This is a genomic window from Streptococcus sp. 517s (assembly GCF_054445985.1).
Genome location: NZ_CM136847.1, coordinates 1,794,765 through 1,821,286, shown reverse-complemented (window position 1 = coordinate 1,821,286; position 26,522 = coordinate 1,794,765). Strand labels below are relative to the sequence as shown.

Below are 26,522 nucleotides of genomic sequence, written 5' to 3'. Positions count from 1 at the left end.
CAATGAAAAAAGAACAAATTCCTAATGTATTAACTATTGGTAGAATTCTCTTTATACCTCTCTTTATTCTTATTTTGACTTTGGGCCATTCACAGGGAAGTCATTTGCTGGCAGCGATCATCTTTGCAGTTGCTAGTATAACGGATTATCTTGATGGTTACCTTGCTCGTAAATGGAATGTAGTCAGCAACTTTGGAAAGTTTGCAGATCCGATGGCCGATAAGCTGTTGGTTATGTCAGCTTTGATCATGTTGATTGAGTTAGGTATGGCTCCAGCTTGGGTTGTTGCTATTATCATCTGTCGTGAACTTGCGGTGACAGGCTTGCGTTTGTTACTTGTTGAGACGGGAGGGACAGTTCTAGCAGCAGCGATGCCAGGGAAAATCAAGACCTTTAGTCAGATGTTTGCTATTATCTTTTTGCTCTTACATTGGAATTTAATTGGTCAGCTGTTGCTTTATATCGCTTTGTTTTTCACTATCTACTCTGGCTATGATTATTTCAAGGGTAGCGCTCATGTATTCAAAGGGACATTTGGTTCGAAATGAAATCGATTATTGAAGTAAAAAATCTGTCTTTTCGTTACAAGGAAGACCAGGAACATTATGACGTTAATAATGTCTCGTTTCACGTGAAACGTGGAGAATGGCTTTCGATTGTAGGTCATAATGGGAGTGGGAAATCGACAACTATCCGTTTGATTGATGGCTTGCTTGAAGCAGAGTCTGGGGAAATCTGGATAGATGGGCAATTGTTGTCCTCTGAGAATGTTTGGGACTTACGCCGTCAAATTGGTATGGTTTTTCAAAATCCAGATAACCAATTTGTGGGGGCAACTGTTGAAGATGATGTCGCCTTTGGTTTAGAAAATCAGGGACTTCCTCGTGAAGAAATGAAGAAGAGAGTGTCTGAATCTTTGGAGTTGGTAGGGATGCTGGACTTTAAGAAGAGAGAACCAGCTCGTTTATCTGGTGGCCAAAAACAACGTGTGGCTATTGCGGGAGTTGTTGCCCTGAGGCCAGCTATTTTAATTCTGGATGAGGCTACAAGTATGTTGGATCCCGAGGGACGACGAGAACTGATTCAGACAGTTCAAGAGATTCGAAAAGACCACCAGATGACAGTCGTCTCCATTACACATGACTTAGAAGAAGTTGCGATGAGTGACCGTGTCTTGGTCATGAAAAAAGGTCAAGTGGAGTCAACCAGCAGCCCAAGAGAACTTTTTTCTCGGGATGACCTTGACCAGATAGGGTTAGATGAGCCTTTTACTAATCAATTGAGAGAATCTTTGAGAGAGGCTGGCTATCAGTTGCCGGCTGGCTATTTGACAGAAGGAGAGCTAGAGGACAAGCTATGGGAATTACTCTAGAAAATGTGAGCTTTACCTATCAAGAGGGGACTCCCCTATCTTCATCAGCCCTGACTGATGTTTCTTTGACGATTGAGGATGGCTCTTATACAGCTTTAGTAGGACACACAGGTAGTGGGAAATCAACGATTTTACAGCTTTTAAATGGCCTATTGGTACCAAGTAAGGGTTCTGTTCGAGTTTTCGATACCGTCATTACCCCTACATCAACCAATAAAGAAATTCGTCAGATTCGAAAGCAGGTTGGTCTAGTGTTTCAATTTGCTGAAAATCAGATTTTTGAAGAGACTGTTTTGAAAGATGTTGCATTTGGACCGCAAAATTTTGGAGTTTCTGAGGAAGAGGCCAAGAAAATTGCGCGTGAAAAGTTAGCCTTGGTAGGCATCAATGAGTCACTCTTTGAGCGCAGTCCTTTTGAACTTTCAGGTGGTCAGATGAGACGTGTGGCTATAGCAGGTATGCTAGCCATGGAGCCAACTGTCTTGGTTTTGGATGAGCCAACAGCAGGGCTAGATCCTCTGGGCAGAAAAGAATTGATGACCCTGTTTAAAAAACTTCACCTTTCTGGAATGACAATCGTTCTGGTAACGCATTTGATGGATGATGTAGCTGAGTATGCTGATCAGGTCTATGTTATGGAAAAGGGGCGTTTAGTCAAAAGTGGCAAACCGAGCGAAGTTTTCCAAGATGTAGCCTCTATGGAAAAAGTGCAGTTAGGTGTGCCTAAAATCACAGCCTTTTGTAAACGTTTGGCAGATAGAGGTGTAGCTTTTAAAAAACTGCCAATCAAGATAGAGGAGTTTAAGGAGTCGCTAAATGGATAGTATGATTTTAGGGCGTTATATACCGGGGGATTCCATCATTCATCGCTTGGATCCACGTAGTAAATTGCTTGCTATGATCCTGCTGATTTTGATTGTATTTTGGGCCAATAATCCTCTCACCAATCTCATTTTGTTTATAGCGACAGGTATATTTATCGCTTTGTCAGGCGTTTCCCTCTCATTTTTCATTCAGGGATTAAAATCCATGTTCTTCCTGATTGCTTTTACAACTCTTTTTCAACTCTTTTTCATTTCAAGTGGAAATGTCCTATTTGAGTTTTCTTTTATAAGAATAACGGATTATGCTTTGCAACAAGCGGGAATCATTTTCTGTCGTTTTGTGTTAATTATTTTCTTTTCAACCTTGCTAACCTTAACGACCATGCCTTTGAGTCTGGCAGCTGCAGTTGAAGCTCTTTTAGCACCGCTGAAACGCGTGAAAGTTCCCGTTCATGAAATTGGTCTGATGTTATCAATGAGTTTGCGTTTTGTTCCAACTTTGATGGATGACACGACGAGAATTATGAATGCTCAAAAAGCTCGTGGAGTTGATTTTGGTGAGGGAAGCATCGTTCAAAAAGTAAAGGCTATGATTCCAATTTTAATTCCTCTTTTTGCGACGAGCTTAAAGCGTGCAGATTCATTGGCAATAGCCATGGAAGCGCGTGGTTATCAGGGAGGAAAGGGTAGAAGTCAGTATAGACAATTGAGATGGAGTCAAAAGGATACACTGGCAATTCTTGTGATTTTGGTACTGGGATGTTTCTTATTTTTCTTAAAATCTTAGCAGGTTTGTAGGATTGATAAGAAGCTCACAGTAGCAGGTTTTTAGTATAAAGGTAGGAATATGAACCGTTTTAAAAAATCAAAATATCTAATCATCGTTTTTGTCACAGTTTTGGCAGTTTCTGTTCTATTAGTGACAACCTATTCAAGCGCTATTGTGACGAAACTAGGAGATGGGATTTCTTTAGTGGATAGAATTGTCCAAAAACCTTTTCAGTGGTTTGACGATTTCAAATCGGATTTGGACCATTTGACGCAGACTTACAATGAAAACGAAAGTCTAAAAAAACAGCTCTATCAACTAGAGGTAGAATCTAATCAATTAGAAAGTTTAAAAAATGAAAATGAACAACTACGTCAGTTGCTGGATATGAAGTCAAAATTGCAGGCCGCAAAAAACTTAGCAGCAGATGTAATTACGCGCTCACCGGTATTTTGGAAGCAAGAGTTAACGATAGATGCAGGAAGTTCAAAGGGTGTTTCTGAAAATATGTTGGCCATTGCAAATGGGGGCTTGATTGGTAGTGTTTCAAAAGTGGAGGATCATTCAACAACGATCAACCTATTGACAAACACCGAAAATTCAGATAAAATTTCTGTTAAAATCCTGCATGGTTCTACTGAAATTTACGGGATTATCGTTGGTTATGATAAGGAGTCAGAACTGCTTAAAATTAGCCAATTAAACAGTAACAGCGACATTAGTGCCGGAGATAGGGTGACTACAGGGGGGCTTGGAAACTTTAATGTTAAGGATATTCCTGTTGGAGAGGTTGTTGCTACAACTCATAGCAGTGATTATCTAACACGAGAGGTAACAGTAAAGTTAAGTGCTGATACTAAAGATCTTCATGTGGTAGAGTTAGTGGGGAATTAGCAATGAGACTGTTAAAACAAGTTGGTATTTTCTTTTTACTTCCTTTCCTTGTACTAATTGATGCACATATTGGTCAATTAGTAGAATCCTTTTATCCCCATTTTCACTTAGCCAGTCATTTCCTGTTTTTATTTCTCTTGTTTGAGACAATTGAGGTATCAGAATACTTCTATCTAGCTTATTGCTGTATAGCAGGTTTGGTGTACGATATCTATTTTTTCCACTTGATAGGAATTGCGACACTTTTATTTATCTTAATAGGTGCCTCACTTCACAAGTTTAATAGTGTGACTTTGTTGAACCGTTGGACGAGAATGTTAACAATAGTTGTGATGAGCTTCCTATTTGATATGGGTAGTTATCTCCTGGCCCTTGCTATGGGACTGACAGTAGAATCAATGCCAGTTTTCATTGTTTACAGCCTTGTCCCATCAATGATTTTAAACTTTTTGTGGATGGTGATTTTCCAGTATATTTTTGAAAAATATTATCTATAAGAAAGAAATAAAAATGTAACAAAGGCGTAATATTTATTATGTCTTTTTTTGGTATACTAGTAATGTCTTAAATAGAAGGAGTATCTACACAATATGAAGAAAAAAATCTTAGCGTCACTTTTATTAAGTACAGTATTGGTGTCTCAAGTGGCAGTGTTAACAACTGTTCATGCTGAAACAACTGATGAAAAAATTGCTGCTCAAGATAGTAAAATTAGTGACTTGACAGCTCAACAAAAAGAAGCTCAAAAACAGGTAGATGAAATCCAAACGCAAGTTACAGCCATTCAAACACAGCAAGCAAACTTGCAAGCTGAAAATGAAACACTACAAGCGGAATCTAAAAAACTTGAAGGAGAAATTACAGAGCTCTCTAAGAATATTGTTGCTCGTAATGAATCTTTGGAAAAACAAGCACGTAGCGCACAAACAAACGGTGCTGCAACTAGCTATATCAACACAATTGTAAATTCAAAATCAATTACAGAAGCTATTTCCCGTGTTGCGGCTATGAGCGAGATTGTATCGGCTAACAACAAAATGTTAGAGCAACAAAAAGCTGATAAAAAATCAATTTCAGAAAAACAAGTCGCAAATAATGAAGCAATCAATACTGTCATTGCGAACCAACAAACGCTTGCTGACGATGCACAGACATTGACAACAAAACAAGCGGAGTTAAAAGTTGCTGAGTTGAACCTTGCTGCAGAGAAAGCTACTGCAGAAGGCGAGAAAGCTACCTTGTTGGAACAAAAAGCAGCAGCAGAGGCAGAAGCGAAAGCAGCAGCTGAAGCAGAGGCAGCTTATAAAGCACGTCAAACAAGTCAACAACAATCAGTTGTTGCTTCTGGAAACACAAGTTTCTCAGCTCAAGTGCAAGCAACATCTACATCTACATCAACGTCAGCATCAGCATCTGACGACGAGGACTCAAGCTACACTCCAGCACCTACACCTACTCCGACTCCTACTAGACAACGTCCAACATACAGTACAAATGCTTCAAGTTATCCAACTGGTGAATGTACTTGGGGAGCTAAAACATTAGCACCTTGGGCTGGAGATTACTGGGGTAACGGAGCACAGTGGGCTACAAGTGCAGCAGCTGCAGGTTTCCGTACTGGTTCTCAACCACAAGTTGGTGCGATTGCATGTTGGAATGATGGTGGCTATGGACACGTAGCGGTTGTTACAGCAGTTGATTCAACTACTCGTATTCAAGTATCAGAATCAAACTATGGTGGAGATCGTACAATCGGTAACAAACGTGGATGGTTCAACCCAACTACAACATCTGAAGGTTATGTTACTTACATTTATCCAAACTAATGAATGAAACGAAGAGGCTCGATTTGAGTCTCTTTTATTATTTTTAATCGAGAGCAAGACCGAAATCTATCAAAATCACTTGAAAATATCGCTAAAATGTGGTAGAATGAAATTTGTCGTGTAAACGATAATACTCATTCTTGATGAATTGTGAAACTGTTGCCCTCGGGTCGTTTTGCAAGTTGAAATCAAGAAGAGGAAAAAAACAAAAAGGAGAAATACTCATGGCAGTAATTTCAATGAAACAACTTCTTGAGGCTGGTGTACACTTTGGTCACCAAACTCGTCGCTGGAACCCTAAGATGGCTAAGTACATCTTCACTGAACGTAACGGAATCCACGTTATCGACTTGCAACAAACTGTAAAATACGCTGACCAAGCATACGACTTCATGCGTGATGCTGCAGCTAACGATGCAGTTGTATTGTTTGTTGGTACTAAGAAACAAGCTGCTGACGCTGTTAAAGAAGAAGCAGAACGTTCAGGTCAATACTACATCAACCACCGTTGGTTGGGTGGAACTCTTACTAACTGGGGAACTATCCAAAAACGTATTGCTCGTTTGAAAGAAATCAAACGTATGGAAGAAGAAGGAATCTTCGGCGTTCTTCCTAAGAAAGAAGTTGCACTTCTTAACAAACAACGTGCACGTCTTGAAAAATTCTTGGGTGGTATCGAAGACATGCCTCGTATCCCAGATGTAATGTATGTGGTTGACCCACATAAAGAACAAATCGCTGTTAAAGAAGCTAAAAAATTGGGAATCCCAGTTGTAGCGATGGTTGACACAAACACTGATCCAGACGATATTGATGTAATCATCCCAGCTAACGATGACGCTATCCGCGCGGTTAAATTGATCACAGCTAAATTGGCTGACGCTATCATCGAAGGACGTCAAGGTGAAGATGCAGCAGCAGTTGAAGCAGAATTTGCAGCTTCAGAAGCTCAAGTTGACTCAATCGAAGAAATCGTTGAAGTTGTAGAAGGCGACAACGCTTAATTCAAATAAGTAATCATTACCTAGGAGGGCGGGGCTTAGCCCGGCTCTCCTATTTTTAAAAAATATAGGAGAATCAAAATGGCAGAAATTACAGCTAAACTTGTTAAAGAGTTGCGTGAAAAATCTGGTGCTGGTGTTATGGACGCTAAGAAAGCATTGGTTGAAGTTGAAGGTGATATCGAAAAAGCAATCGAATTGCTTCGCGAAAAAGGTATGGCTAAGGCAGCTAAGAAAGCTGACCGTGTTGCAGCTGAAGGTTTGACTGGTGTATTTGTTAACGGTAACGTTGCAGCAGTAGTTGAAGTAAATGCTGAAACTGACTTCGTTGCGAAAAACGCTCAATTTGTTGAGTTGGTAAATGCAACAGCTAAAGTAATTGCTGAAGGTAAACCAGCTAATAACAAAGAAGCACTTGCTTTGACAATGCCTTCAGGTGAAACTCTTGAAGCAGCCTATGTATCTGCAACAGCTACAATCGGTGAAAAAATCTCATTCCGTCGTTTTGCTTTGCTTGAAAAAACAGATGCACAACACTTTGGAGCATACCAACACAATGGTGGACGTATCGGTGTTATCTCTGTCATTGAAGGTGGAGATGAAGCACTTGCTAAGCAAATCTCAATGCATATCGCTGCGATGAAACCAACAGTTCTTTCTTACAAGGAATTGGATGAGCAGTTCGTTAAAGATGAGTTGGCACAATTGAACCACGTGATTGACCAAGATAATGATAGTCGTGCAATGGTTGGTAAACCAGCTCTTCCACACTTGAAATATGGATCAAAAGCTCAATTGACTGATGAAGTGATTGCTCAAGCTGAAGAAGACATCAAAGCTGAGTTGGCTGCAGAAGGCAAACCAGAAAAAATCTGGGACAAAATCATTCCAGGTAAAATGGACCGCTTCATGCTTGACAACACTAAAGTTGACCAAGCATACACACTTCTTGCACAAGTATACATCATGGATGACAGCAAGACAGTTGAAGCTTATCTTGAATCAGTAAATGCTTCAGTAGTTGAGTTCGCTCGCTTTGAAGTTGGTGAAGGTATCGAGAAAGCTGCAAACGACTTTGAAGCAGAAGTTGCAGCTACAATGGCAGCAGCCTTGAATAACTAAAGAATCTGAGACAAAATAGTTCTCAGCCATAAAAAAGCTAGAGATTTCCAATTGAGGAACTCTAGCTTTTTAATTTTGACTCCTTCTCTTATTGTATTTTAAGAGGTTATTGGCAATGAGTACGAATCCCATGTTAATTCTCACTTGGCGCTTACCTCTCAGATTACATCTCGTGTAACCCCAACAAGCCTTTATCTGCCCCAAAACTTTGTTTTAGAGAATAGGCTCTATATGAGTATATAAAAAGCCCTTTAATAAGGGCTAAGTGCATTTAGGAGACTACACTTCAAATTCATAGAGTGATGTAGACAAATAACGTTCGCCGTTATCTGGTGCTAAAGCAAGGACTTTCTTCCCTGTACCTAATTTCTTGGCAACTTCAATTGCTCCATAGATTGCTGCAGCTGAAGAAATCCCAACAAGGAAGCCTTCTTTTCCACCAATTTCACGTCCAAGTGCTAGAGCATCATCTGATGTTACGCGGACGATACCATCATAGGCCTTTGTATCAAGTGTATCAGGAATAAATCCAGCTGAGATGCCTTGAATTTTGTGAGGTCCTGGTTTTTCACCAGATAAGATCGCAGATTCATTTGCTTCTACTGCATAAACTTGAATGTTTGGATTTGCTGCTTTAAGAGCGTGAGAAACACCTGAGATCGTTCCACCAGTACCAACACCACCCACAAAAGCATCTAGACCATCAGAACCGAAAGCAGCCAGTATTTCAGCTCCTGTTGTTCTTTCGTGTACTTCTGGGTTAGCTGGGTTATTAAATTGGAGTGGAAGGAAGCCGTCACGTTCAGCAGCGATTTCCTGAGCTTTAGCAATAGCTCCTTTCATTCCTTCGCTACCAGGAGTGAGGACGAGTTCAGCACCATAGGCTTGGATAATCTTACGTCGTTCCACACTCATCGTTTCAGGCATGACGATAACAACTTTATATCCTTTAGCAGCACCAACCCATGAAAGACCGATACCAGTGTTTCCACTCGTTGCTTCAACAATAGTAGCACCCGGTTTTAGAATACCATCTTGTTCTGCTTTTTCAATCATGCTAAGGGCAATACGGTCTTTGACTGAAGATCCTGGGTTAAAGGCTTCTAGTTTAACATAGACGTCTGCAGCACCCTCTGGGACAATGTTGTTGAGTTTAACAATCGGTGTTTGTCCAATTAGTTCAGTGATATTATTATAAATAGTCATAGATATACCTCTTTGTATAAGATGATACTAGTATAACGCGCTCACGGCTATTTGTAAAATATAGAAATCCTATCAAAGTGATAGGATTTTTTTATATCAAAGGTCTAAGCCATTAATTTTTAATCGATTGTGATAAGCCAATTCTAATAAATAGGTGTAAAGAGGGAGGATGTCTGTCTTTTTAGGGAATTCAAATTTATGGAAACTCATATGCTCATTATGTGCTTTTAGAAAGACATTTTCTAAATAAGTGATCGTAATCTCACTATCATCTATACCTGCTCCAGCAGTTTCCATTTCAACGTTTACAATGTTCATCAAAAAGAGTGACTTAACAGATACCTTGCGACCAGTGGCACCTTGCTTATCTGTAAAGATGATACGAATATTTGTAAAGATGATTGAATCCCGAATAAGTTTATACCCACTTTGAATTTCTTCATTCTCTAGTAGATATTGACCATATTATTTGATAAGAGTCTATTTGTTTTCCTCGCTAAAGTTTCCAGCAAGTCCTTGAATAAATTTCCCAAAAGCCATAATTTCTTCTTCGTTTACACTAAGTTTACAGTAACTTCAATTTCTCGTAAACCTTGATCAGTTAAAGTGATTTTTCCATTAAAAAACTCCACAAGAGCAGCTTTGATATTTTCTTTCTCTTCTTTGTCAACATAAATCATTGTATTGATTTGATCTGTAAAGCTTGTCTCGAGCTCCACGAGATGATGGTCTCTAAGAAAATTGCCATATTCTTGATACTGAGCATAAGACATTTGAATGGCTATACCAGCTTGCTCTTTGATTTCAATAATGCCAATTTCTTTGACAGCCAAGGCCACACTACCTGCATAAGCACGGATTAAACCACCAGCTCCTAGCTTAATTCCCCCAAAGTAGCGGGTCACTACTACGCAGAGATTAGTAAGATTATGATTTTCTAAGACACCGAGCATAGGGACTCCAGCAGTTCCACTAGGCTCCCCATCATCACTCGTACGCTTGATTTCACTGTGTTCCCCTACAATAAAAGCAGAGCAATTATGGGTGGCTTTGTAGTGTTCTTTTTTGATGGTAGTGATGAAGTCACGGGCTTCTTCTTCGCTATAAATACGCTTGACATGGCAGATAAAACGGGATTTTTTAATTTCTTCTTGGACCTGCCCATCCTCTTTAATTGTTCTAAATTCCATGATTTAATTGTACTAAAAAAATACCTAAATCGCTAGATTTTTACGAATATTAAAGTATGAAAGTAAATCCAAAGTACCTCGGTCGCTTGTTTACTGAGAAAGAATTAACTGAAGAAGAACGACAGGTAGCAGTGAAACTGCCAGCAATGAGAAAAGAGAAGGGGAAACTGTTTTGTCAACGTTGTAATAGTTCGATTCTAGAAGAATGGTATTTGCCTATTGGCGCCTACTATTGCAGGGAGTGTTTGCTGATGAAGCGAGTTAGGAGTGATCAAGATTTATACTATTTTCTGCAGGAAAATTTTCCTAAGCAAGATGTTCTCAAATGGCGTGGTCAGTTAACCCCTTTTCAGGAAAAGGTATCAGAGGGGTTGATTCGAGCAGTCGAAAAGAAAGAACCGACTTTAGTTCATGCTGTGACAGGTGCTGGAAAGACAGAGATGATTTATCAAGTTGTAGCCAAAGTGATTGATGATGGTGGAGCAGTTTGTTTGGCCAATCCTCGAATTGATGTTTGTTTGGAACTGTATAAGCGACTGCAGAATGACTTTGCTTGTGAGATAGCACTGCTTCATGGCGAATCAGAGCCCTATTTTCGAACTTCCCTAGTAGTTGCAACGACTCATCAGTTATTAAAATTTTATCATGCTTTTGATTTGCTAATAGTGGATGAGGTAGATGCCTTTCCTTATGTTGACAACTCTATGCTTTACTATGCTGTAAAGAATAGTGTAAAGGAGGATGGAGTAAGGATATTCCTTACAGCAACTTCTACAGATGAGTTAGATAGGAAGGTTCGCACAGGAGAATTAAAAAGGTTGAGCTTGCCGAGACGGTTTCATGGAAATCCTTTGATTATTCCTAAGCCAGTCTGGCTATCAGATTTTAATCGCTGTTTAGAGAAAAATCAATTGTCAGCTAAGTTAAAGACCTCTATTGAGAAACAGAGAAGAACAGGTTATCCCTTGCTGATTTTTGCATCAGAGATTAAGAAAGGCGAAAAACTAAAAGAAATCTTGAAGGAGCAGTACCCGAATGAGAATATCGGATTTGTGTCTTCTGTCACAGAAGACCGATTAGAGCAGGTGCAAGCTTTTCGAGATGGAGAACTAACAATACTGATTAGTACGACAATCTTGGAACGCGGGGTTACCTTCCCTTGTGTGGATGTTTTCGTAGTAGAAGCTAATCATCGTCTCTTTACCAAGTCTAGTTTGATTCAGATTGGTGGTCGAGTTGGGCGTAGTATGGACAGACCAACTGGTGAGTTGCTCTTCTTTCATGATGGATTAAATGCTTCCATCAAGAAGGCAATCAAGGAAATCAAACAAATGAACAAGGAGGCGGGGTTATGAACTGTTTACTATGTGGCCAGACTATAAAGGGGGAGTTAACTTTTAGTAGCCTCTTCCTTTTGAAGCACGACTGCAGTTATCTATGCTCAGCTTGTGCTTCGAGTTTTGAGAAGATTGGTGAGAAATATTGTCCAAGCTGTATGAAAATAGGATTGTCAACTCAGTGTCAAGATTGTAAATTTTGGTGTAAAGAAGTAGTTCACGTTGATCATAAGGCTATTTTCACCTATAATCAAGCTATGAAAGACTTTTTCAGTCGATATAAGTTTGATGGAGATTTTTTGCTTAGAAAAGTTTTTGCTTCCGTTCTTGCTGAGGAGCTGAAAAAGTATAGAGGTTATCAATTTGTTGTAATTCCCCTAAGTTCTAAAAGATTACTTGAGAGGGGATTTAATCAAGTTGAGGGTTTGGTTGAGGCAGCAGGCTTTTCTTTTAAAGATATATTAGGAAAAAGAGAAGAGAGGGCTAGTTCTTCTAAAAGCCGTTTGGAAAGGTTAGCTACTGAAATTCCATTTTTTATTAAAGATGGGAACTCACTTCCTGAGAAGATTTTGCTGATTGATGACATCTATACAACAGGTGCAACTGTGAATCGTGTAAAACGACTTTTGGAAGAAGCAGGTGCTTTGGAAGTTAAAACTTTTTCCCTTGTAAGATGAGGAAAAAATTTGCAAAATGAAAATGAAAGCGTTATAATATACTTAGAAAAACAAAAATGTTTAGAAAGAAGGTACTTATATGATTAAATATAGTATCCGTGGTGAAAACCTAGAAGTAACAGAAGCAATTCGTGATTATGTAGTTTCTAAACTCGAAAAGATCGAAAAGTATTTCCAACCAGAGCAAGAGTTGGATGCACGTGTGAATTTGAAAGTTTACCGTGAGAAAACAGCAAAGGTTGAAGTAACAATTCCACTTGGATCTATTACTCTTCGTGCAGAAGATGTTTCTCAAGATATGTATGGTTCTATCGATCTTGTAACAGATAAAATTGAACGTCAGATTCGTAAAAATAAGACTAAAATCGAACGTAAGAATAAAAATAAAGTTGCGACAAGTCAACTCTTTACAGATGCTCTAGTTGAAGATGCAGATGTTGTGCAACCCAAAGTCGTTCGTTCAAAACAAATTGATTTGAAGCCAATGGATTTAGAAGAAGCGCTTCTTCAAATGGATTTATTGGGACATGATTTCTTTATCTATGTAGATGTAGAAGATCAAACAACTAATGTTTTGTATCGCCGTGAAGATGGTGAAGTTGGTTTGTTAGAAGTGAAAGAATCATAAAATAGAATTTTTAAAGTGGTTTACACCAGTGTAAACCACTTTTGTATTGCATCATTATAAGAGGTATAGATGGGGGCAGTTATGAAAGACGTGGTGATTGTTTCGGCAGTGCGAACTCCAATAGGCTCCTTTGGAGGAAGTTTGAAGAATGTTTCAGCTGTTGATTTGGGAGCTTTGGTTATTAAGAGTGCTTTAGAAAAAGCCAATGTCAAACCAGAGCTAGTAGACGAAGTGATTATGGGGAATGTCCTAGGCGCTGGTTTAGGGCAAAATGTGGCTCGCCAAATGAGCATTCATGCGGGACTTCCGGAATCTACACCAGCCTTTACCATCAATAAGGTTTGTGGTTCCGGTTTGAAGGCAGTGCAGTTGGCTGCTCAAGCGATTCGATGTGGCGATGCAGATATTATCGTAGCTGGTGGTGCAGAAAACATGAGTCAGGCTCCATACGTTTTGCCAAGTTTCCGTTGGGGTGGCCGTATGGGAGATTCAAAAGTGGTAGATACCATGATTAAGGACGGTTTGTCTGATGCCTTTAACGAATACCATATGGGAATTACAGCTGAAAATGTGGCCGAAGAATATGGTATTAGCCGGGATGATCAAGATGCTCTTGCTTTGGAATCACAAAAACGAGCAGTAGCGGCTATAGAATCTGGACGCTTTAAGGAAGAGATTGTTCCGGTGGTTATTCCTCAACGCAAAGGCGATCCTATCATCTTTGATACAGATGAATTTCCTAGAAAGGATGCTAGCTTGGAGAGTCTGTCTAAGCTACGTCCTGTTTTCAAAAAAGACGGTTCTGTTACAGCGGGAAATGCCTCAGGCATCAATGATGGGGCAGCAGCTATCTTGGTCATGAGTGCTGAAAAGGCTGAAGAATTAGGACTTTCAGTGATTGCCCATATTCGTTCGTATGCAAGTGCAGGTTTGGACCCTAAGATGATGGGATGTGGACCGATTTATGCGACTCGCAAGGCGCTTGAAAAAGGCAATTTGACAGTTGATGATCTTGACTTGATTGAGTCAAATGAAGCCTTTGCTGCCCAGGCTTGTGCAGTTGGTAAAACACTTGGTTTCAACACAGATATTGTCAACGTCAATGGTGGCGCCATTGCTCTTGGTCACCCAATTGGGGCTTCTGGTTGCCGTATCCTAGTAACGCTGGTACATGAGATGATGAAACGTGATGCTAAAACTGGGTTAGCAACTCTATGTATCGGAGGAGGGATGGGGACTGCCCTTATCGTAGAACGTTAGGTGTTAGTGTTCTGAACACGTGGGTAGGAGGGTGATGATTCCCTCCTCTTTTTGTGTCTGAAGTTAGAGAAATGAAGGGCTTGCATCTTTTAAAAGGTCGCTTTTTAAGGGTTTTTGTGATATAATAATGCGCAAGAGGTTTAGAATGAAAAAAAATAATTTAATCCCGTTTTCTGCGGTCTTACTAGGACTTGCAACTTTCGGAATCTTAACTTTGCTGATTATTTTTTCACATAATATTGCTGTAACAATCACTGCTTTGTTTTTATTTGTACTGCTTTATTTGCTTTTATTTGTATGGCAAAAAAAACAGTATGAAAAGAGCGAAATTGAACAAATCCAATATGTAAATCACCAAGCCGAAAATAGCTTGAGCACATTGCTTGATCAAATGCCGGTGGGAGTTCTGAAATTAGACTTATCTAGTGGCGAAGTGGAATGGTTTAATCCCTATGCTGAGCTGATTTTGACGAATGAAGAAGGGGAAATTGATGTTGAATTAATTCAAACCATCATCAAGGCTTCTGTTGGGAATCCTGGTTCGTATGCTACCTTGGGCGAAACACGATATGCTGTTCATATGGACAAGGCTTCGGGTGTTTTGTATTTCTTTGATGTTTCTGGGGAGTACGAAGCGACTGTCGAATTGGTAACTAGTCGTCCAGTCATTGGGGTCATCTCAGTGGATAATTACGATGATTTGGAGGATGCAACGTCTGACTCTGATATCAGCCATATCAATAGCTTTGTAGCTAATTTTGTTTCAGAATTTGCTAGTAAGTATGCTATGTTTTCTCGCCGTGTGGGGATGGATCGTTTTTATTTATTCACAGATTACACAGTACTCGAGGAATTGATGAATGACAAATTCTCTGTTATTGATGCTTTCCGAGAAGAATCAAAACAGAGGCAGCTACCCCTAACTTTAAGTATGGGATTTTCTTATGGTGATGGAAATCATGAAGAGATAGGGAAAATTGCCTTGCTCAACTTGAACTTAGCAGAAGTTCGCGGTGGTGACCAGGTGGTGGTTAAGGAAAATGATGAGACCAAGAATCCAGTCTACTTCGGTGGAGGAACTGCTGCGTCTATCAAACGTACTCGTACACGTACGAGAGCCATGATGACAGCCATTTCTGATAAGATTCGAAGTGTTGACCAGGTTTTTGTAGTCGGTCATAAAAATCTAGATATGGATGCCTTGGGCTCTGCTGTCGGTATGCAGTTGTTTGCAAGTAATATTATTGAGAGCAGTTATGCTGTCTATGATGCAGATAAAATGTCAGCAGATATCGAGCGTGCTATCCAGTTCTTAAAGAAGGAAGATACTACGAAACTCTTATCTCTTACAGATGCGATGAAGCTAGTTACAAGCCGTTCGTTATTGATTTTAGTTGATCACTCCAAGACGGCTTTGACCTTATCGAAAGATTTTTATGATTTGTTTACTCAAACCATTGTTATTGACCATCATAGACGTGATCAGGATTTCCCTGAGAATGCAGTCATCACATATATTGAAAGTGGGGCAAGTAGTGCCAGTGAGTTGGTCACAGAATTGATTCAGTTCCAAAATTCTAAGAAAAATCGTTTGAGTCGTATGCAGGCTAGCGTACTGATGGCTGGAATGATGCTGGATACCAAGAACTTTACATCTCGCGTAACGAGTCGGACCTTTGATGTGGCTAGCTACCTGAGAACACGGGGAAGTGATAGTATTGCTATTCAGGAGATTGCTGCGACAGATTTTGAAGAGTATCGTGAGGTAAATGAACTCATTTTACAAGGTCGTAAGTTAGGTTCAGATATCTTGATTGCCCAAGCTAAGGACTCAACGACTTATGACACAGTTGTTATCAGTAAGGCTGCCGATGCTATGCTGTCTATGTCTGGCATTGAAGCCAGCTTCGTTCTGGCAAAAAATACACAAGGATTTATCTCAATCTCGGCTCGAAGTCGTAGTAAAATCAATGTGCAACGCATTATGGAAGAGCTGGGTGGTGGAGGTCACTTTAATCTAGCAGCTGCGCAAATCGAGGATATGAGTTTGTCGGAAGCAGGAGAAAAATTGACTCAACTAATCTTGGACGAACTAAAGGAAAAGGAGAAAGAAGAATGAAAGTAATCTTTTTAGTAGATGTTAAAGGAAAAGGAAAAAAAGGCGAAATCAAGGAAGTGCCAACTGGCTATGCTCAAAACTTCCTGATTAAAAAGAATTTGGCCAAGGAAGCGACTGCTCAAGCAGTGGGTGAGTTGCGTGGAAAACAAAAATCAGAAGAAAAGGCTCATGCTGAAATGATTGCCGAAGCAAAAGCTATCAAAGCTAAGCTTGAAGCAGAAGAAACGGTTGTAGAGTTTGTTGAAAAGGTTGGACCAGATGGCCGTACATTTGGCTCAATCACTAACAAGAAGATTGCAGAAGAATTGCAAAAGCAATTTGGTATCAAGATTGACAAACGCAATATTCAAGTGCAAGCACCAATTCGAGCAGTAGGTTTGATTGATGTACCAGTGAAGATCTATCAAGATGTTACAAGTGTCATCAATCTTCGTGTAAAAGAAGGTTAAGTTTACAACTTCTTGACAAGATTGTAAAAGGAAGGAAAGTCGGATGGCAGAAGTAGAGGAACTGCGAGTTCAACCTCAGGATATTTTGGCAGAACAATCTGTTCTGGGGGCTATTTTTGTAGATGAGAGTAAGCTCGTTTTTGTCCGAGAATACATTGATTCTCGTGACTTCTTTAAGTATGCTCATCGGTTGATTTTCCAAGCGATGGTAGATTTGTCGGATCGTGGGGAAGCGATTGATGCGACGACGGTTCGGACGATTTTGGATAGTCAAGGGGATCTCAAAAATATTGGCGGCCTGTCCTATCTTGTCGAAATTGTCAACTCTGTACCAACTTCAGCTAATGCGGAATATTATGCTAAAATCGTAGCCGAAAAGGCTATGCTACGTCGCTTGATTTCCAAGTTGACAGAGTCTGTCAACCAAGCCTATGAAGCTTCTAAGCCTGCAGATGAAATCATCGCTCAAGCTGAAAAGGGACTTATTGATGTTAGCGAAAACGCCAATCGTAGTGGGTTCAAGAACATTCGCGATATTTTAAATATCAACTTTGGAAACTTAGAAGTTCGGTCACAACAAACAACGGATATAACTGGTATTGCAACGGGCTATCGAGATTTGGACCATATGACGACAGGTCTGCATGAGGAGGAGTTAATTATTCTAGCGGCGCGACCAGCGGTTGGTAAGACGGCCTTTGCCTTGAATATTGCTCAGAACATTGGGACTAAGTTGGATAAGACGGTAGCTATCTTTTCACTGGAAATGGGTGCGGAAAGTCTAGTAGACCGTATGTTGGCGGCCGAAGGCTTGGTGGAGTCTCATTCTATCCGTACAGGTCAATTGACTGATGAGGAGTGGCAAAAGTATACCATTGCTCAAGGGAACCTAGCCAACGCGAGTATCTATATCGATGATACGCCAGGGATTCGAATCACGGAAATTCGTTCGCGCTCACGCAAACTAGCTCAAGAAACGGGCAATCTAGGATTGATTTTGATAGACTACCTACAACTTATCACAGGGACTGGTCGTGAGAATCGTCAACAAGAAGTTTCTGAAATTTCTCGTCAGTTGAAAATTCTAGCTAAAGAGCTAAAGGTTCCAGTCATTGCTCTTAGTCAGTTATCTCGTGGAGTGGAACAGCGTCAGGATAAGAGACCAGTCTTGTCTGATATTCGTGAATCGGGTTCTATCGAGCAGGATGCGGATATCGTAGCTTTTCTATACCGTGACGACTACTACGATCGTGCGGGTGAAGAAGAGGAAGGAATTCCAAATAACAAGGTTGAGGTTATCATCGAGAAAAACCGTAGTGGAGCTCGTGGAACGGTGGAATTGATTTTCCAAAAAGAATACAATAAATTTTCAAGTATCTCAAAGAGGGAGGCATAAGATGTCAGATGCATTTACAGATGTAGCCAAGATGAAAAAAATCAAAGAAGAGATCAAGGCACATGAGGGACAAGTCGTTGAAATGACTTTGGAAAATGGCCGTAAGCGCCAAAAAAATAGATTGGGTAAGCTAATTGAGGTTTATCCATCTCTATTTATCGTTGAATTTGGGGATGTTGAAGGAGACAAACAAGCCAATGTTTACGTTGAATCCTTCACCTACTCAGATATCTTGACAGAAAAGAACTTGATTCGCTATCTAGACTAAGAATCCTAAAATGAAGTGAGCTTTGCTCACTTTTTTCTTTTTCTCCCGAATAGTATAAACGAGGGTAACCTCGGAAATTTATATTATTAAGGAGAATGAATGATGTTTTTAAAATCAGGAGTTAAGAAGAGTAGATATACTCAGTTAGGTTTAGGACTGGCTACTTTGTTCGTTACAAGTACCTTTTTATTTGGTGGAGAATCGGTTCAGGCTGACAGTGTAGCGCGTGGTGATGACTACCCGCTTCACTACAAAAATGGTAGTGTTGAAATCGATCAGTGGCGGATGTATTCTCGCCAGTGTACGTCTTTTGCGGCCTTTCGTTTGAGTAGTGTAAATGGCTTTGAGATTCCTCCTGCCTATGGAAATGCAAATGAATGGGGACATCGTGCAAGGCGAGAAGGCTACCGTGTGGATAGCAAACCTGAAATTGGTTCAATTGCTTGGTCGACAGAAGGTTATTATGGGCACGTGGCCTGGGTATCAAATGTATCAGGAGATACGATTGAGATCGAAGAGTATAACTATGGAGTTAGGGAGAAATACAATCGTCGCAGCGTAAAAGCTAGCTCTATGACAGGCTTTATCCATTTTAAGGATTTGGTAGGGAATGGTGGTAGAACTGGAAATCCTATCAGGTCAGGGTTGGCGTCTAGTGGGATTCATACGTTTACTCAAAAGTCTGCCATTCGAAACCAGCCGTCAAGTACAGCGCAAGTTATCGACTACTACTATCCTGGTGAAAATGTTAGCTACGATCAAATCGTAGAAAAGGACGGTTATAAGTGGCTTAGTTACCTGTCCTATAGTGGAATGAGGAGATACGTCCAGTATATGGAAACAGAACCGGTGGAGAATGGTTGGAAGAAGCAAAACGGTATTTGGAATTACCGTGAGAATGGGAAACTCGCAACTGGTTGGAAGAAAATAAATGGCAGTTGGTATTACTTCAAAGAAAACGGGACTATGTCAACAGGTTGGGTAAAGGATGGCTCGCATTGGTACTATCTAAAGGCATCCGGGGAGATGCAGACAGGATGGCTCAAGGAAAATGGAACATGGTATTATTTGGAAAGTTCAGGGGCTATGAAGTCTAGTCAGTGGTTCCAGGTAGGCGGAAAATCTTACTACGTCAATGCTTCAGGGGCTTTAGCAGTGAATACTACTGTGGATGGCTATCGGGTGGATAGTAATGGAGCTAGAATCTAGGGTACAGAAAGTAGACAAAAAGAGAGAGTTTCTCCACCATTTTCCTATTCTTCTCAATGGTATTTTTCCCTGCTTTCCTTTATAATGGGTGTATGGACAAGAAAAAATTATTATTAATTGATGGATCTTCTGTTGCTTTTCGGGCCTTTTTTGCACTTTGTCGGCAGTTGGATCGGTTTAAAAATGCTAATGGTCTTCATACCAATGCAATCTATGGCTTTCAACTCATGTTGAATCATGTCTTAGAGCGGGTTGAGCCCAGTCATGTTTTGGTAGCTTTTGATGCAGGTAAGACGACTTTCCGAACAGAGATGTATGCAGACTACAAGGGTGGACGTGCTAAAACTCCAGATGAGTTTCGTGAGCAATTTCCCTTCATTCGTGAGTTGTTAGACCATCTTGGGATTCGCCACTATGAGTTGGCCCAGTATGAAGCGGATGATATCATCGGGACCCTAGGTCGTTTGGCTGAGAAGGATTCTTTTGATGTGACAATCGTTAGCGGAGATAAGGATTTGATCCAGTTGACGGACGAGCATACGGTGGTCGAGATTTCCAAGAAAGGTGTGGCTGAGTTTGAGGCCTTTACGCCAGATTACCTCATGGAAAAAATGGGCCTCACACCAGCTCAGTTTATTGATCTCAAGGCCCTGATGGGAGACAAATCAGATAATATCCCAGGCGTCACTAAGATTGGTGAAAAGACGGGTATCAAGCTCTTGCTAGAACACGGCTCGCTAGAGGGTATTTATGAAAATATTGATGGGATGAAGTCCTCTAAGATGAAGGAAAATCTCATCAACGATAAGGAACAAGCCTTCCTGTCTAAAACCTTGGCGACCATTGAGACTCAGGCACCGATTGAGATTGGACTAGATGATCTGGTTTATAATGGTCCAGATGTGGAAAATCTCGGAAAATTCTACGATCAGATGGGCTTCAAACAGCTCAAACAAGCTTTAAATATTTCGTCGAAGGATGCGCCTGAGAGCTTGGACTTCACTATCGTTGACCAAGTCAGTCAAGACATGCTGAGCGCAGACTCTATCTTCCACTTTGAACTCTTTGGTGAGAACTACCATACAGATGACTTGGTTGGTTTTGCCTGGTCCTGCGGGGATAAACTTTACGCTACAGACAAACTTGAGCTCTTGCAGGAGCCGATTCTCAAGGAATTTTTAGAAAAAACACCTCTGAAAGTGTATGACTTTAAGAAAGCGAAGGTTCTTTTAAATCGCTTGGGCTTGAACCTGCAGGCCCCTGCTTTTGACAGTCGCTTGGCCAAATACTTACTCTCAACAGTCGAGAACAATGAAATCTCAACTATTGCGAATCTCTATGGCCAGACTTATTTGGCTGATGATGATACTTTCTATGGTAAGGGTGTCAAGAAAGCTATCCCTGAGAGAGAGAAATTCTTGGATCATTTGGCTCGTAAGGTTGCAGTATTGGTTGAAACAGAGCCGGTTTTACTTGAAAAACTCAGTGAACATGGGCAGTTAGATCTCCTCTATGACATGGAGCAACCTCTGGCTTTTGTCCTTGCTAAGATGGAAATTGCTGGTATCAAGGTCAAAAAAGAAACCCTGCTTGAGATGCAGGCTGAAAATGAGGTCGTCATTGAGCAACTCACCCAAGAGATTTACGAACTGGCTGGTGAGGAATTTAATATCAACTCCCCTAAACAGTTGGGCGTACTTCTCTTTGAAAAACTGGGACTTCCTCTAGAATACACTAAGAAAACCAAGACTGGTTACTCGACAGCGGTGGATGTGCTAGAGCGATTGGCTCCTATTGCACCGATTGTTAAAAAAATTCTAGACTACCGTCAGATTGCTAAGGTCCAGTCTACCTATGTGATTGGTTTGCAGGATTGGATTTTGGATGATGGCAAGATTCACACGCGATACGTGCAAGATTTGACTCAGACGGGGCGTCTGTCTAGTGTGGATCCGAACCTCCAAAATATCCCTGTTCGTTTGGAACAAGGCCGTCTCATTCGTAAGGCCTTTGTACCTGAGTGGGAGGATAGCGTGCTACTCAGCTCGGACTATTCACAGATTGAATTGCGCGTCTTGGCCCATATTTCTAAGGATGAGCACTTAATTAAGGCCTTCCAAGAGGGAGCCGATATCCATACCTCGACGGCCATGCGGGTCTTTGGAATTGAACGCCCTGAGGATGTGACTCCAAACGACCGTCGTAATGCCAAGGCGGTAAACTTTGGAGTGGTTTACGGGATTTCAGACTTTGGCTTGTCTAATAATCTGGGCATTAGCCGTAAGGAAGCAAAAGCCTACATTGACACTTACTTTGAACGCTTCCCAGGTATTAAAAACTACATGGATGAGGTGGTGCGTGAGGCGCGTGATAAGGGCTATGTAGAGACCCTCTTCAAGCGTCGTCGTGAGTTGCCGGATATCAATTCGCGCAACTTCAACATTCGTGGTTTTGCAGAGCGTACAGCCATTAACTCTCCTATCCAGGGCTCAGCAGCAGATATTCTTAAGATTGCTATGATTCAGCTGGATAAGGCTCTAGTTGAAGGTGGTTATCAGACCAAGATGCTGTTGCAAGTGCATGATGAAATCGTCCTTGAGGTTCCGAAATCAGAACTAGCAGCCGTCAAAGTACTGGTGAAACAAACCATGGAAGAAGCCATCCAACTCAGTGTTCCCCTTATTGCAGATGAAAATGAAGGGGCAACCTGGTACGAGGCTAAATAAGAAAACTATGATAGAGTTTGAAGCAGTTGTCTTCAAACTCTTTTTCAAGATTTTCTGTAAGCAGTTTCCTTGACTTTTCCTTGTATTTGCGTTACTATATGTCCATATAAGATATGGGAGTCTGTGTACAGTCTGAGAGGAAGTGTTAAACTTCGACCGCACCTGATCTGGGTAATGCCAGCGTAGGGAACGATACTTAGCCGAATTCTGCACCTTTTCCATATATGGAAGGGGTTTTCTTTTTGTCAAAAAGGAAAACCGAGAAAAGGAGGTTTTTATGAAAGCAAGCATTGCCTTGCAAGTTTTGCCCCTATCACAGGGGATTGATCGAATTGCTATTATCGATCAAGTGATTGCTTATCTGCAAGCTCAGTCCGTGACCATGGTGGTGACACCATTTGAAACGGTCTTGGAAGGGGAGTTTGATGAGCTCATGCGTATTCTCAAAGAAGCGCTTGAAGTGGCCGGGCAGGAGGCAGATAATGTTTTTGCCAATGTCAAAATAAATATAGGAGAGATTTTGAGCATCGATGAGAAACTTGAAAAGTATACTGAGACGACACATTAGTCTATTGGGTTTTCTAGGAGTCTTGTCAATCTGGCAGTTAGCGGGAATATTCAAACTTTTACCCAAGTTTATCCTGCCAACCCCTTTTGAAATTCTCCAGGCCTTTGTTCGTGACAGAGAATTTCTCTGGCACCATAGCTGGGCGACCTTGAGAGTGGCTTTACTCGGACTAGTCTTAGGAGTCTTGATTGCCTGTCTCATGGCGGTGCTTATGGACAGTCTGACTTGGCTCAATGACTTGATTTACCCTATGATGGTGGTTGTCCAGACCATTCCGACCATTGCTATAGCTCCTATCCTGGTCTTGTGGCTAGGCTATGGAATTTTGCCTAAGATTGTCTTGATAATCCTGACGACAACCTTCCCTATCATCGTCAGTATTTTGGATGGATTTAGGCATTGTGACAAGGATATGCTGACCTTGTTTAGTCTGATGCGAGCTAAACCTTGGCAAATCCTGTGGCATTTTAAAATCCCTGTCAGCCTACCCTACTTTTATGCAGGTCTGAGGGTCAGTGTCTCCTACGCCTTTATCACAACCGTGGTGTCCGAGTGGCTAGGAGGTTTTGAAGGTCTTGGTGTTTATATGATTCAGTCCAAGAAACTGTTTCAGTATGATACCATGTTTGCCATTATTATTCTGGTGTCGATTATCAGCCTTATCGGTATGAAGTTGGTCGATATTAGTGAAAAATACGTGATTAAATGGAAACGTACTTAAATAGAGCGTTTTAGAAAAAGAAAAGAGGAAATTAAAATGAAAAAAACATGGAAGGTGTTTTTAACGCTTGTAACGGCTCTTGTAGCTGTCGTGCTAGTGGCTTGTGGCCAAGGAACTGCTTCTAAGGACAACAAAGAAGCAGAACTCAAAAAGATTGACTTTATCCTAGACTGGACACCAAATACTAACCACACAGGGCTTTATGTTGCCAAGGAAAAAGGTTATTTCAAAGAAGCTGGAGTGGATGTTGACTTGAAATTGCCACCTGAAGAAAGCTCGTCTGACTTGGTGATCAATGGCAAGGCACCATTTGCTATCTATTTCCAAGACTACATGGCTAAAAAATTGGAAAAAGGAGCAGGGATTACTGCCGTTGCTGCTATCGTTGAACATAATACATCTGGAATCATCTCACGTAAATCTGACAATGTCAGCAGTCCAAAGGACTTAGTTGGGAAGAAATACGGAACCTGGAATGACCCAACGGAGCTTGCTATGTTGAAAACCTTGGTAGAATCTCAAGGTGGAGACTTTGAGAAGGTCGAAAAAGTACCAAACAACGACTCAAACTCGATCACACCGATTGCTAATGGGGTCTTTGACACTGCTTGGATCTACTACGGTTGGGATGGTATCCTTGCCAAATCTCAAGGCGTAGATGCTAACTTTATGTACTTAAAAGACTATGTCAAGGAGTTTGACTACTACTCACCCGTTATCATCGCAAACAACGACTATCTAAAAGACAACAAGGAAGAAGCTCGTAAAGTCATCCAAGCCATCAAAAAAGGCTACCAATATGCTATGGAACACCCAGAAGAAGCTGCAGATATCCTCATCAAGAATGCACCTGAACTCAAGGAAAAACGTGACTTTGTTATCGAATCTCAAAAATACTTATCAAAAGAATACGCAAGCGACAAGGAAAAATGGGGACAATTTGATGCTGCTCGCTGGAATGCCTTCTACAAATGGGATAAAGAAAATGGTATCCTTAAAGAAGATTTGACAGACAAAGGCTTCACTAACGAATTTGTAAAATAATGACAGAAATTAGACTTGAACATGTAAGTTATGCCTATGGCGATGAAAAGATTTTAGAGGACATCAACCTGCAGGTGACGTCAGGTGAAGTAGTTTCTATCCTGGGACCTAGTGGTGTTGGAAAGACCACTCTCTTTAACCTAATCGCTGGGATTTTAGAAGTTCAGTCAGGGCGAATTGTCCTTGATGGCGAGGAGAATCCCAAGGGGCGCGTGAGTTATATGTTGCAAAAGGATCTCCTCTTGGAGCATAAGACAGTCCTTGGCAATATTATCCTGCCCCTCTTGATTCAAAAGGTTGATAAGACAGAAGCTATTGCCCGAGCGGACGAAATCCTTGCGACCTTCCAGCTGACAGCCGTACGGGATAAGTATCCTCATGAGCTCAGTGGTGGGATGCGTCAGCGTGTGGCCTTGCTTCGGACCTACCTTTTCGGGCACAAGCTCTTTCTCTTGGATGAGGCCTTTAGTGCCTTGGATGAAATGACTAAGATGGAGCTCCATGCTTGGTATCTGGAGATTCATAAGCAGTTGCAGCTGACGACCCTCATCATCACGCATAGTATCGAAGAGGCCCTCAATCTTAGCGACCGCATTTATATCTTGAAAAATCGCCCTGGGCAAATTGTTTCAGAAATTAAACTAGATTGGTCTGAAGACGAAGACAAGGAAGTTCAAAAGATTGCCTACAAACGGCAAATATTAGCAGAATTAGGCTTAGATAGGTAGAAAAATAGGGAGTTGGTGAAGATTATCCTTTACCAGCGCCCTTTTTGTCTATAAATGGAAATTCTTATAGATAAAAAGTGATATAATTGACGTATGGTGATGTGATGAAAAAAGAAGAAATTAAAAAATATTTAGACACAGATCTTGAATTTAATGTTAATGGCCGAGGTGCTTGTTTCTTATCCAGCATTTGTGTAGTTGGTTATGATTATGAAGGTCAGCAGTTTAATACGATTGATGAAGCTATGGAAGCTAAAGTTTTTAATGGTAAAAGTTTAGTGGATATATGGGATGAAGTTTTTCCACAAGTATCTTAAAATAAAAATATGGTCACATTATTTGACTAAGATGATAGAAAGAGCCTGAATGATGTTAAATAACGACTTAATGAAATGCGATAAACCAAGTTCATCCGATGGAATGGATAAAGTTCTTATTTCAGAGTCTAATATTGAAGGATACAGTGATTTTTACAAAAATAATGAAGAATCAAAAATTTGGTGGATTGATAAGATAGATGTTAGAGGAGAGCTGTTGTTCAGTTTTGATAGTGAAAATCCTTTCTGGAGAGAATTTTTTCAATGAGTTGGGTAGTATGAAATGGACGTAGACAACACAGAAACAGCAAAAAGAGCATATCATTTTTTGAAAAGTTACAAGTCGCTGAAGAAGTTAGCCAATCTTAGAGATACTCCAGGCGCATTTGAAACCAAAGCTATCGAGATGGTCAAAATGATAGACTCTTATAGTAGTGGCCTAGACGAAAAGAAACGTGGTATATTTTATAATTTATTTATTGTTTCCCAAAAACAAAAGCATACTTTAAAAGAACTATATAGCTTACTGGATATTGATAAAACAGAGTATGACCGTCTCAAAAGTGAAATCTTACTAGATTTTGCTCGTAGTTATCGAGAAGGAGCATTATTGATATATAAAGATAAAAACTAATGACGAAATAAAGGCCCTTAGAAAAGAAACTAGGGGCTTTTAAGGTGTTCAAATTAAAAAAAAAGAATTTCAGGTTTAAATTAAATAAAATAAAGCTAAATAAACATATTTTGTTCACAAAAAAAGATTAAAATCATTGACAAAAAGCTGAAAAAAAGTTATATTGAGAATGGTTATATGATTTAATCAATTTAATAACAAAAAACAAACGCAGGTGACAGATGTGGTACTTGTGTT

28 protein-coding genes and 1 pseudogene are annotated in these 26,522 nt (G+C 40.5%); 26 read left to right on the top strand and 3 right to left on the bottom strand.

All coding sequences use genetic code 11. The features are described from left to right. Window positions 1-2 precede the first annotated feature (2 nt). The 9 genes from pgsA (at window position 3) to tsf (ending at window position 7,808) form a co-directional block, all read left to right on the top strand. Entirely contained in the window at window positions 3-548 is a 546-nt protein-coding gene (gene pgsA, locus ACVX3R_RS09065) for a CDP-diacylglycerol--glycerol-3-phosphate 3-phosphatidyltransferase (protein WP_458794948.1), read from the top strand. Continuing rightward, on the top strand, window positions 545-1,372 hold the full coding sequence (locus ACVX3R_RS09060) for an energy-coupling factor ABC transporter ATP-binding protein (RefSeq protein WP_458794947.1): 828 nt from the start codon (window positions 545-547) through the stop codon (window positions 1,370-1,372). The genes pgsA and ACVX3R_RS09060 overlap by 4 nt, the downstream gene beginning before the upstream one ends. Then, the gene (locus tag ACVX3R_RS09055) at window positions 1,357-2,196 is read left to right on the top strand and encodes an energy-coupling factor transporter ATPase (RefSeq protein WP_458794946.1); all 840 of its coding nucleotides are present in this window, start codon (window positions 1,357-1,359) and stop codon (window positions 2,194-2,196) included. The genes ACVX3R_RS09060 and ACVX3R_RS09055 overlap by 16 nt, the downstream gene beginning before the upstream one ends. Then, window positions 2,189-2,983 (top strand): energy-coupling factor transporter transmembrane component T family protein, encoded by a 795-nt coding sequence (locus ACVX3R_RS09050; protein WP_033584631.1) that lies wholly within the window; start codon window positions 2,189-2,191, stop codon window positions 2,981-2,983. Before ACVX3R_RS09055 ends, ACVX3R_RS09050 begins: the two co-directional genes overlap by 8 nt. A 60-nt stretch (window positions 2,984-3,043) precedes the next feature. After that, a complete protein-coding gene (gene mreC, locus ACVX3R_RS09045; RefSeq protein ID WP_458794945.1) occupies window positions 3,044-3,859 on the top strand; it encodes a rod shape-determining protein MreC in 816 nt (271 codons plus the stop codon). Between the two features lie 2 nt (window positions 3,860-3,861). Further along, the gene (gene mreD, locus ACVX3R_RS09040) at window positions 3,862-4,356 is read left to right on the top strand and encodes a rod shape-determining protein MreD (protein ID WP_001237923.1); all 495 of its coding nucleotides are present in this window, start codon (window positions 3,862-3,864) and stop codon (window positions 4,354-4,356) included. Window positions 4,357-4,449: 93 nt separating this feature from the next. After that, on the top strand, window positions 4,450-5,685 hold the full coding sequence (gene pcsB / locus ACVX3R_RS09035; RefSeq protein ID WP_000726999.1) for a peptidoglycan hydrolase PcsB: 1,236 nt from the start codon (window positions 4,450-4,452) through the stop codon (window positions 5,683-5,685). Between the two features lie 224 nt (window positions 5,686-5,909). After that, window positions 5,910-6,689 carry a 30S ribosomal protein S2 gene (rpsB, locus tag ACVX3R_RS09030; protein ID WP_458794944.1) on the top strand — a complete coding sequence of 260 codons (780 nt, stop codon included), beginning with the start codon at window positions 5,910-5,912 and terminating at the stop codon, window positions 6,687-6,689. A 78-nt stretch (window positions 6,690-6,767) separates the two neighbouring features. Further along, entirely contained in the window at window positions 6,768-7,808 is a 1,041-nt protein-coding gene (tsf, locus tag ACVX3R_RS09025) for a translation elongation factor Ts (RefSeq protein ID WP_458794943.1), read from the top strand. A gap of 279 nt (window positions 7,809-8,087) precedes the next feature. On the opposite strand, the gene cysK is transcribed toward tsf, so the two are convergent. The 3 genes and pseudogenes from cysK to ACVX3R_RS09010 form a co-directional block, all read right to left on the bottom strand. Further along, on the bottom strand, window positions 8,088-9,014 hold the full coding sequence (cysK, locus tag ACVX3R_RS09020) for a cysteine synthase A (protein WP_458794942.1): 927 nt from the start codon (window positions 9,012-9,014) through the stop codon (window positions 8,088-8,090). A 96-nt stretch (window positions 9,015-9,110) separates the two neighbouring features. After that, window positions 9,111-9,554: pseudogene (locus ACVX3R_RS09015) on the bottom strand (PH domain-containing protein). A gap of 14 nt (window positions 9,555-9,568) precedes the next feature. Further along, window positions 9,569-10,204: a YigZ family protein gene (locus ACVX3R_RS09010; protein WP_458794941.1), complete on the bottom strand. Its 636-nt coding sequence runs from the start codon at window positions 10,202-10,204 to the stop codon at window positions 9,569-9,571. 56 nt (window positions 10,205-10,260) lie between these two features. Between ACVX3R_RS09010 and ACVX3R_RS09005 the strand changes: the two genes are divergently transcribed. The 17 genes from ACVX3R_RS09005 (at window position 10,261) to ACVX3R_RS08925 (ending at window position 26,285) form a co-directional block, all read left to right on the top strand. Next, complete coding sequence (locus ACVX3R_RS09005; protein ID WP_458794940.1) at window positions 10,261-11,559, top strand: DEAD/DEAH box helicase; 1,299 nt, start codon at window positions 10,261-10,263, stop codon at window positions 11,557-11,559. Next, window positions 11,556-12,218 carry a ComF family protein gene (locus ACVX3R_RS09000; protein WP_458794939.1) on the top strand — a complete coding sequence of 221 codons (663 nt, stop codon included), beginning with the start codon at window positions 11,556-11,558 and terminating at the stop codon, window positions 12,216-12,218. The genes ACVX3R_RS09005 and ACVX3R_RS09000 overlap by 4 nt, the downstream gene beginning before the upstream one ends. A gap of 79 nt (window positions 12,219-12,297) precedes the next feature. Further along, window positions 12,298-12,846 (top strand): ribosome hibernation-promoting factor, HPF/YfiA family, encoded by a 549-nt coding sequence (hpf, locus tag ACVX3R_RS08995; RefSeq protein ID WP_000599116.1) that lies wholly within the window; start codon window positions 12,298-12,300, stop codon window positions 12,844-12,846. Between the two features lie 81 nt (window positions 12,847-12,927). Further along, window positions 12,928-14,106 (top strand): acetyl-CoA C-acetyltransferase, encoded by a 1,179-nt coding sequence (locus ACVX3R_RS08990; protein WP_458795689.1) that lies wholly within the window; start codon window positions 12,928-12,930, stop codon window positions 14,104-14,106. Between the two features lie 145 nt (window positions 14,107-14,251). After that, window positions 14,252-16,225: a GGDEF domain-containing protein gene (locus ACVX3R_RS08985; RefSeq protein WP_458794938.1), complete on the top strand. Its 1,974-nt coding sequence runs from the start codon at window positions 14,252-14,254 to the stop codon at window positions 16,223-16,225. Next, a complete protein-coding gene (gene rplI / locus ACVX3R_RS08980) occupies window positions 16,222-16,674 on the top strand; it encodes a 50S ribosomal protein L9 (protein WP_084931938.1) in 453 nt (150 codons plus the stop codon). The genes ACVX3R_RS08985 and rplI overlap by 4 nt, the downstream gene beginning before the upstream one ends. A 43-nt stretch (window positions 16,675-16,717) precedes the next feature. After that, window positions 16,718-18,070, top strand: a complete 1,353-nt coding sequence (gene dnaB / locus ACVX3R_RS08975; protein ID WP_458794937.1) for a replicative DNA helicase — start codon at window positions 16,718-16,720, stop codon at window positions 18,068-18,070. Window position 18,071: 1 nt separating this feature from the next. Then, window positions 18,072-18,338: a Veg family protein gene (locus ACVX3R_RS08970; protein ID WP_001278165.1), complete on the top strand. Its 267-nt coding sequence runs from the start codon at window positions 18,072-18,074 to the stop codon at window positions 18,336-18,338. 99 nt (window positions 18,339-18,437) lie between these two features. Beyond that, window positions 18,438-19,547: an SH3 domain-containing protein gene (locus ACVX3R_RS08965; RefSeq protein WP_458794936.1), complete on the top strand. Its 1,110-nt coding sequence runs from the start codon at window positions 18,438-18,440 to the stop codon at window positions 19,545-19,547. A gap of 92 nt (window positions 19,548-19,639) precedes the next feature. Next, window positions 19,640-22,273 (top strand): DNA polymerase I, encoded by a 2,634-nt coding sequence (gene polA / locus ACVX3R_RS08960; RefSeq protein WP_458794935.1) that lies wholly within the window; start codon window positions 19,640-19,642, stop codon window positions 22,271-22,273. A 277-nt stretch (window positions 22,274-22,550) separates the two neighbouring features. Continuing rightward, window positions 22,551-22,841: a thiamine-binding protein gene (locus ACVX3R_RS08955; RefSeq protein WP_458794934.1), complete on the top strand. Its 291-nt coding sequence runs from the start codon at window positions 22,551-22,553 to the stop codon at window positions 22,839-22,841. Then, a complete protein-coding gene (locus ACVX3R_RS08950) occupies window positions 22,804-23,562 on the top strand; it encodes an ABC transporter permease (RefSeq protein WP_458794933.1) in 759 nt (252 codons plus the stop codon). The genes ACVX3R_RS08955 and ACVX3R_RS08950 overlap by 38 nt, the downstream gene beginning before the upstream one ends. 36 nt (window positions 23,563-23,598) lie before the next feature. Then, window positions 23,599-24,606 (top strand): ABC transporter substrate-binding protein, encoded by a 1,008-nt coding sequence (locus ACVX3R_RS08945; protein WP_000754537.1) that lies wholly within the window; start codon window positions 23,599-23,601, stop codon window positions 24,604-24,606. Further along, window positions 24,606-25,334 (top strand): ABC transporter ATP-binding protein, encoded by a 729-nt coding sequence (locus ACVX3R_RS08940; RefSeq protein WP_458794932.1) that lies wholly within the window; start codon window positions 24,606-24,608, stop codon window positions 25,332-25,334. Before ACVX3R_RS08945 ends, ACVX3R_RS08940 begins: the two co-directional genes overlap by 1 nt. 104 nt (window positions 25,335-25,438) lie before the next feature. Beyond that, window positions 25,439-25,651, top strand: coding sequence for a hypothetical protein (locus ACVX3R_RS08935; protein ID WP_458794931.1), 213 nt, complete (start codon window positions 25,439-25,441; stop codon window positions 25,649-25,651). Between the two features lie 49 nt (window positions 25,652-25,700). Next, window positions 25,701-25,919 carry a DUF7675 family protein gene (locus ACVX3R_RS08930; protein WP_458794930.1) on the top strand — a complete coding sequence of 73 codons (219 nt, stop codon included), beginning with the start codon at window positions 25,701-25,703 and terminating at the stop codon, window positions 25,917-25,919. A 15-nt stretch (window positions 25,920-25,934) separates the two neighbouring features. Next, entirely contained in the window at window positions 25,935-26,285 is a 351-nt protein-coding gene (locus ACVX3R_RS08925; protein WP_458794929.1) for an ArpU family phage packaging/lysis transcriptional regulator, read from the top strand. Window positions 26,286-26,522: the final 237 nt, after the last annotated feature.

Bases quoted from the DNA above. Each gene is read 5' to 3' on its own strand.
- pgsA (WP_458794948.1), top strand. From the start codon at position 3: ATGAAAAAAGAACAAATTCCTAATGTATTAACTATTGGTAGAATTCTC.
- ACVX3R_RS09060 (WP_458794947.1), top strand. From the start codon at position 545: ATGAAATCGATTATTGAAGTAAAAAATCTGTCTTTTCGTTACAAGGAA.
- ACVX3R_RS09055 (WP_458794946.1), top strand. From the start codon at position 1,357: ATGGGAATTACTCTAGAAAATGTGAGCTTTACCTATCAAGAGGGGACT.
- ACVX3R_RS09050 (WP_033584631.1), top strand. From the start codon at position 2,189: ATGGATAGTATGATTTTAGGGCGTTATATACCGGGGGATTCCATCATT.
- mreC (WP_458794945.1), top strand. From the start codon at position 3,044: ATGAACCGTTTTAAAAAATCAAAATATCTAATCATCGTTTTTGTCACA.
- mreD (WP_001237923.1), top strand. From the start codon at position 3,862: ATGAGACTGTTAAAACAAGTTGGTATTTTCTTTTTACTTCCTTTCCTT.
- pcsB (WP_000726999.1), top strand. From the start codon at position 4,450: ATGAAGAAAAAAATCTTAGCGTCACTTTTATTAAGTACAGTATTGGTG.
- rpsB (WP_458794944.1), top strand. From the start codon at position 5,910: ATGGCAGTAATTTCAATGAAACAACTTCTTGAGGCTGGTGTACACTTT.
- tsf (WP_458794943.1), top strand. From the start codon at position 6,768: ATGGCAGAAATTACAGCTAAACTTGTTAAAGAGTTGCGTGAAAAATCT.
- cysK (WP_458794942.1), bottom strand. From the start codon at position 9,014: ATGACTATTTATAATAATATCACTGAACTAATTGGACAAACACCGATT.
- ACVX3R_RS09010 (WP_458794941.1), bottom strand. From the start codon at position 10,204: ATGGAATTTAGAACAATTAAAGAGGATGGGCAGGTCCAAGAAGAAATT.
- ACVX3R_RS09005 (WP_458794940.1), top strand. From the start codon at position 10,261: ATGAAAGTAAATCCAAAGTACCTCGGTCGCTTGTTTACTGAGAAAGAA.
- ACVX3R_RS09000 (WP_458794939.1), top strand. From the start codon at position 11,556: ATGAACTGTTTACTATGTGGCCAGACTATAAAGGGGGAGTTAACTTTT.
- hpf (WP_000599116.1), top strand. From the start codon at position 12,298: ATGATTAAATATAGTATCCGTGGTGAAAACCTAGAAGTAACAGAAGCA.
- ACVX3R_RS08990 (WP_458795689.1), top strand. From the start codon at position 12,928: ATGAAAGACGTGGTGATTGTTTCGGCAGTGCGAACTCCAATAGGCTCC.
- ACVX3R_RS08985 (WP_458794938.1), top strand. From the start codon at position 14,252: ATGAAAAAAAATAATTTAATCCCGTTTTCTGCGGTCTTACTAGGACTT.
- rplI (WP_084931938.1), top strand. From the start codon at position 16,222: ATGAAAGTAATCTTTTTAGTAGATGTTAAAGGAAAAGGAAAAAAAGGC.
- dnaB (WP_458794937.1), top strand. From the start codon at position 16,718: ATGGCAGAAGTAGAGGAACTGCGAGTTCAACCTCAGGATATTTTGGCA.
- ACVX3R_RS08970 (WP_001278165.1), top strand. From the start codon at position 18,072: ATGTCAGATGCATTTACAGATGTAGCCAAGATGAAAAAAATCAAAGAA.
- ACVX3R_RS08965 (WP_458794936.1), top strand. From the start codon at position 18,438: ATGATGTTTTTAAAATCAGGAGTTAAGAAGAGTAGATATACTCAGTTA.
- polA (WP_458794935.1), top strand. From the start codon at position 19,640: ATGGACAAGAAAAAATTATTATTAATTGATGGATCTTCTGTTGCTTTT.
- ACVX3R_RS08955 (WP_458794934.1), top strand. From the start codon at position 22,551: ATGAAAGCAAGCATTGCCTTGCAAGTTTTGCCCCTATCACAGGGGATT.
- ACVX3R_RS08950 (WP_458794933.1), top strand. From the start codon at position 22,804: ATGAGAAACTTGAAAAGTATACTGAGACGACACATTAGTCTATTGGGT.
- ACVX3R_RS08945 (WP_000754537.1), top strand. From the start codon at position 23,599: ATGAAAAAAACATGGAAGGTGTTTTTAACGCTTGTAACGGCTCTTGTA.
- ACVX3R_RS08940 (WP_458794932.1), top strand. From the start codon at position 24,606: ATGACAGAAATTAGACTTGAACATGTAAGTTATGCCTATGGCGATGAA.
- ACVX3R_RS08935 (WP_458794931.1), top strand. From the start codon at position 25,439: ATGAAAAAAGAAGAAATTAAAAAATATTTAGACACAGATCTTGAATTT.
- ACVX3R_RS08930 (WP_458794930.1), top strand. From the start codon at position 25,701: ATGATGTTAAATAACGACTTAATGAAATGCGATAAACCAAGTTCATCC.
- ACVX3R_RS08925 (WP_458794929.1), top strand. From the start codon at position 25,935: ATGGACGTAGACAACACAGAAACAGCAAAAAGAGCATATCATTTTTTG.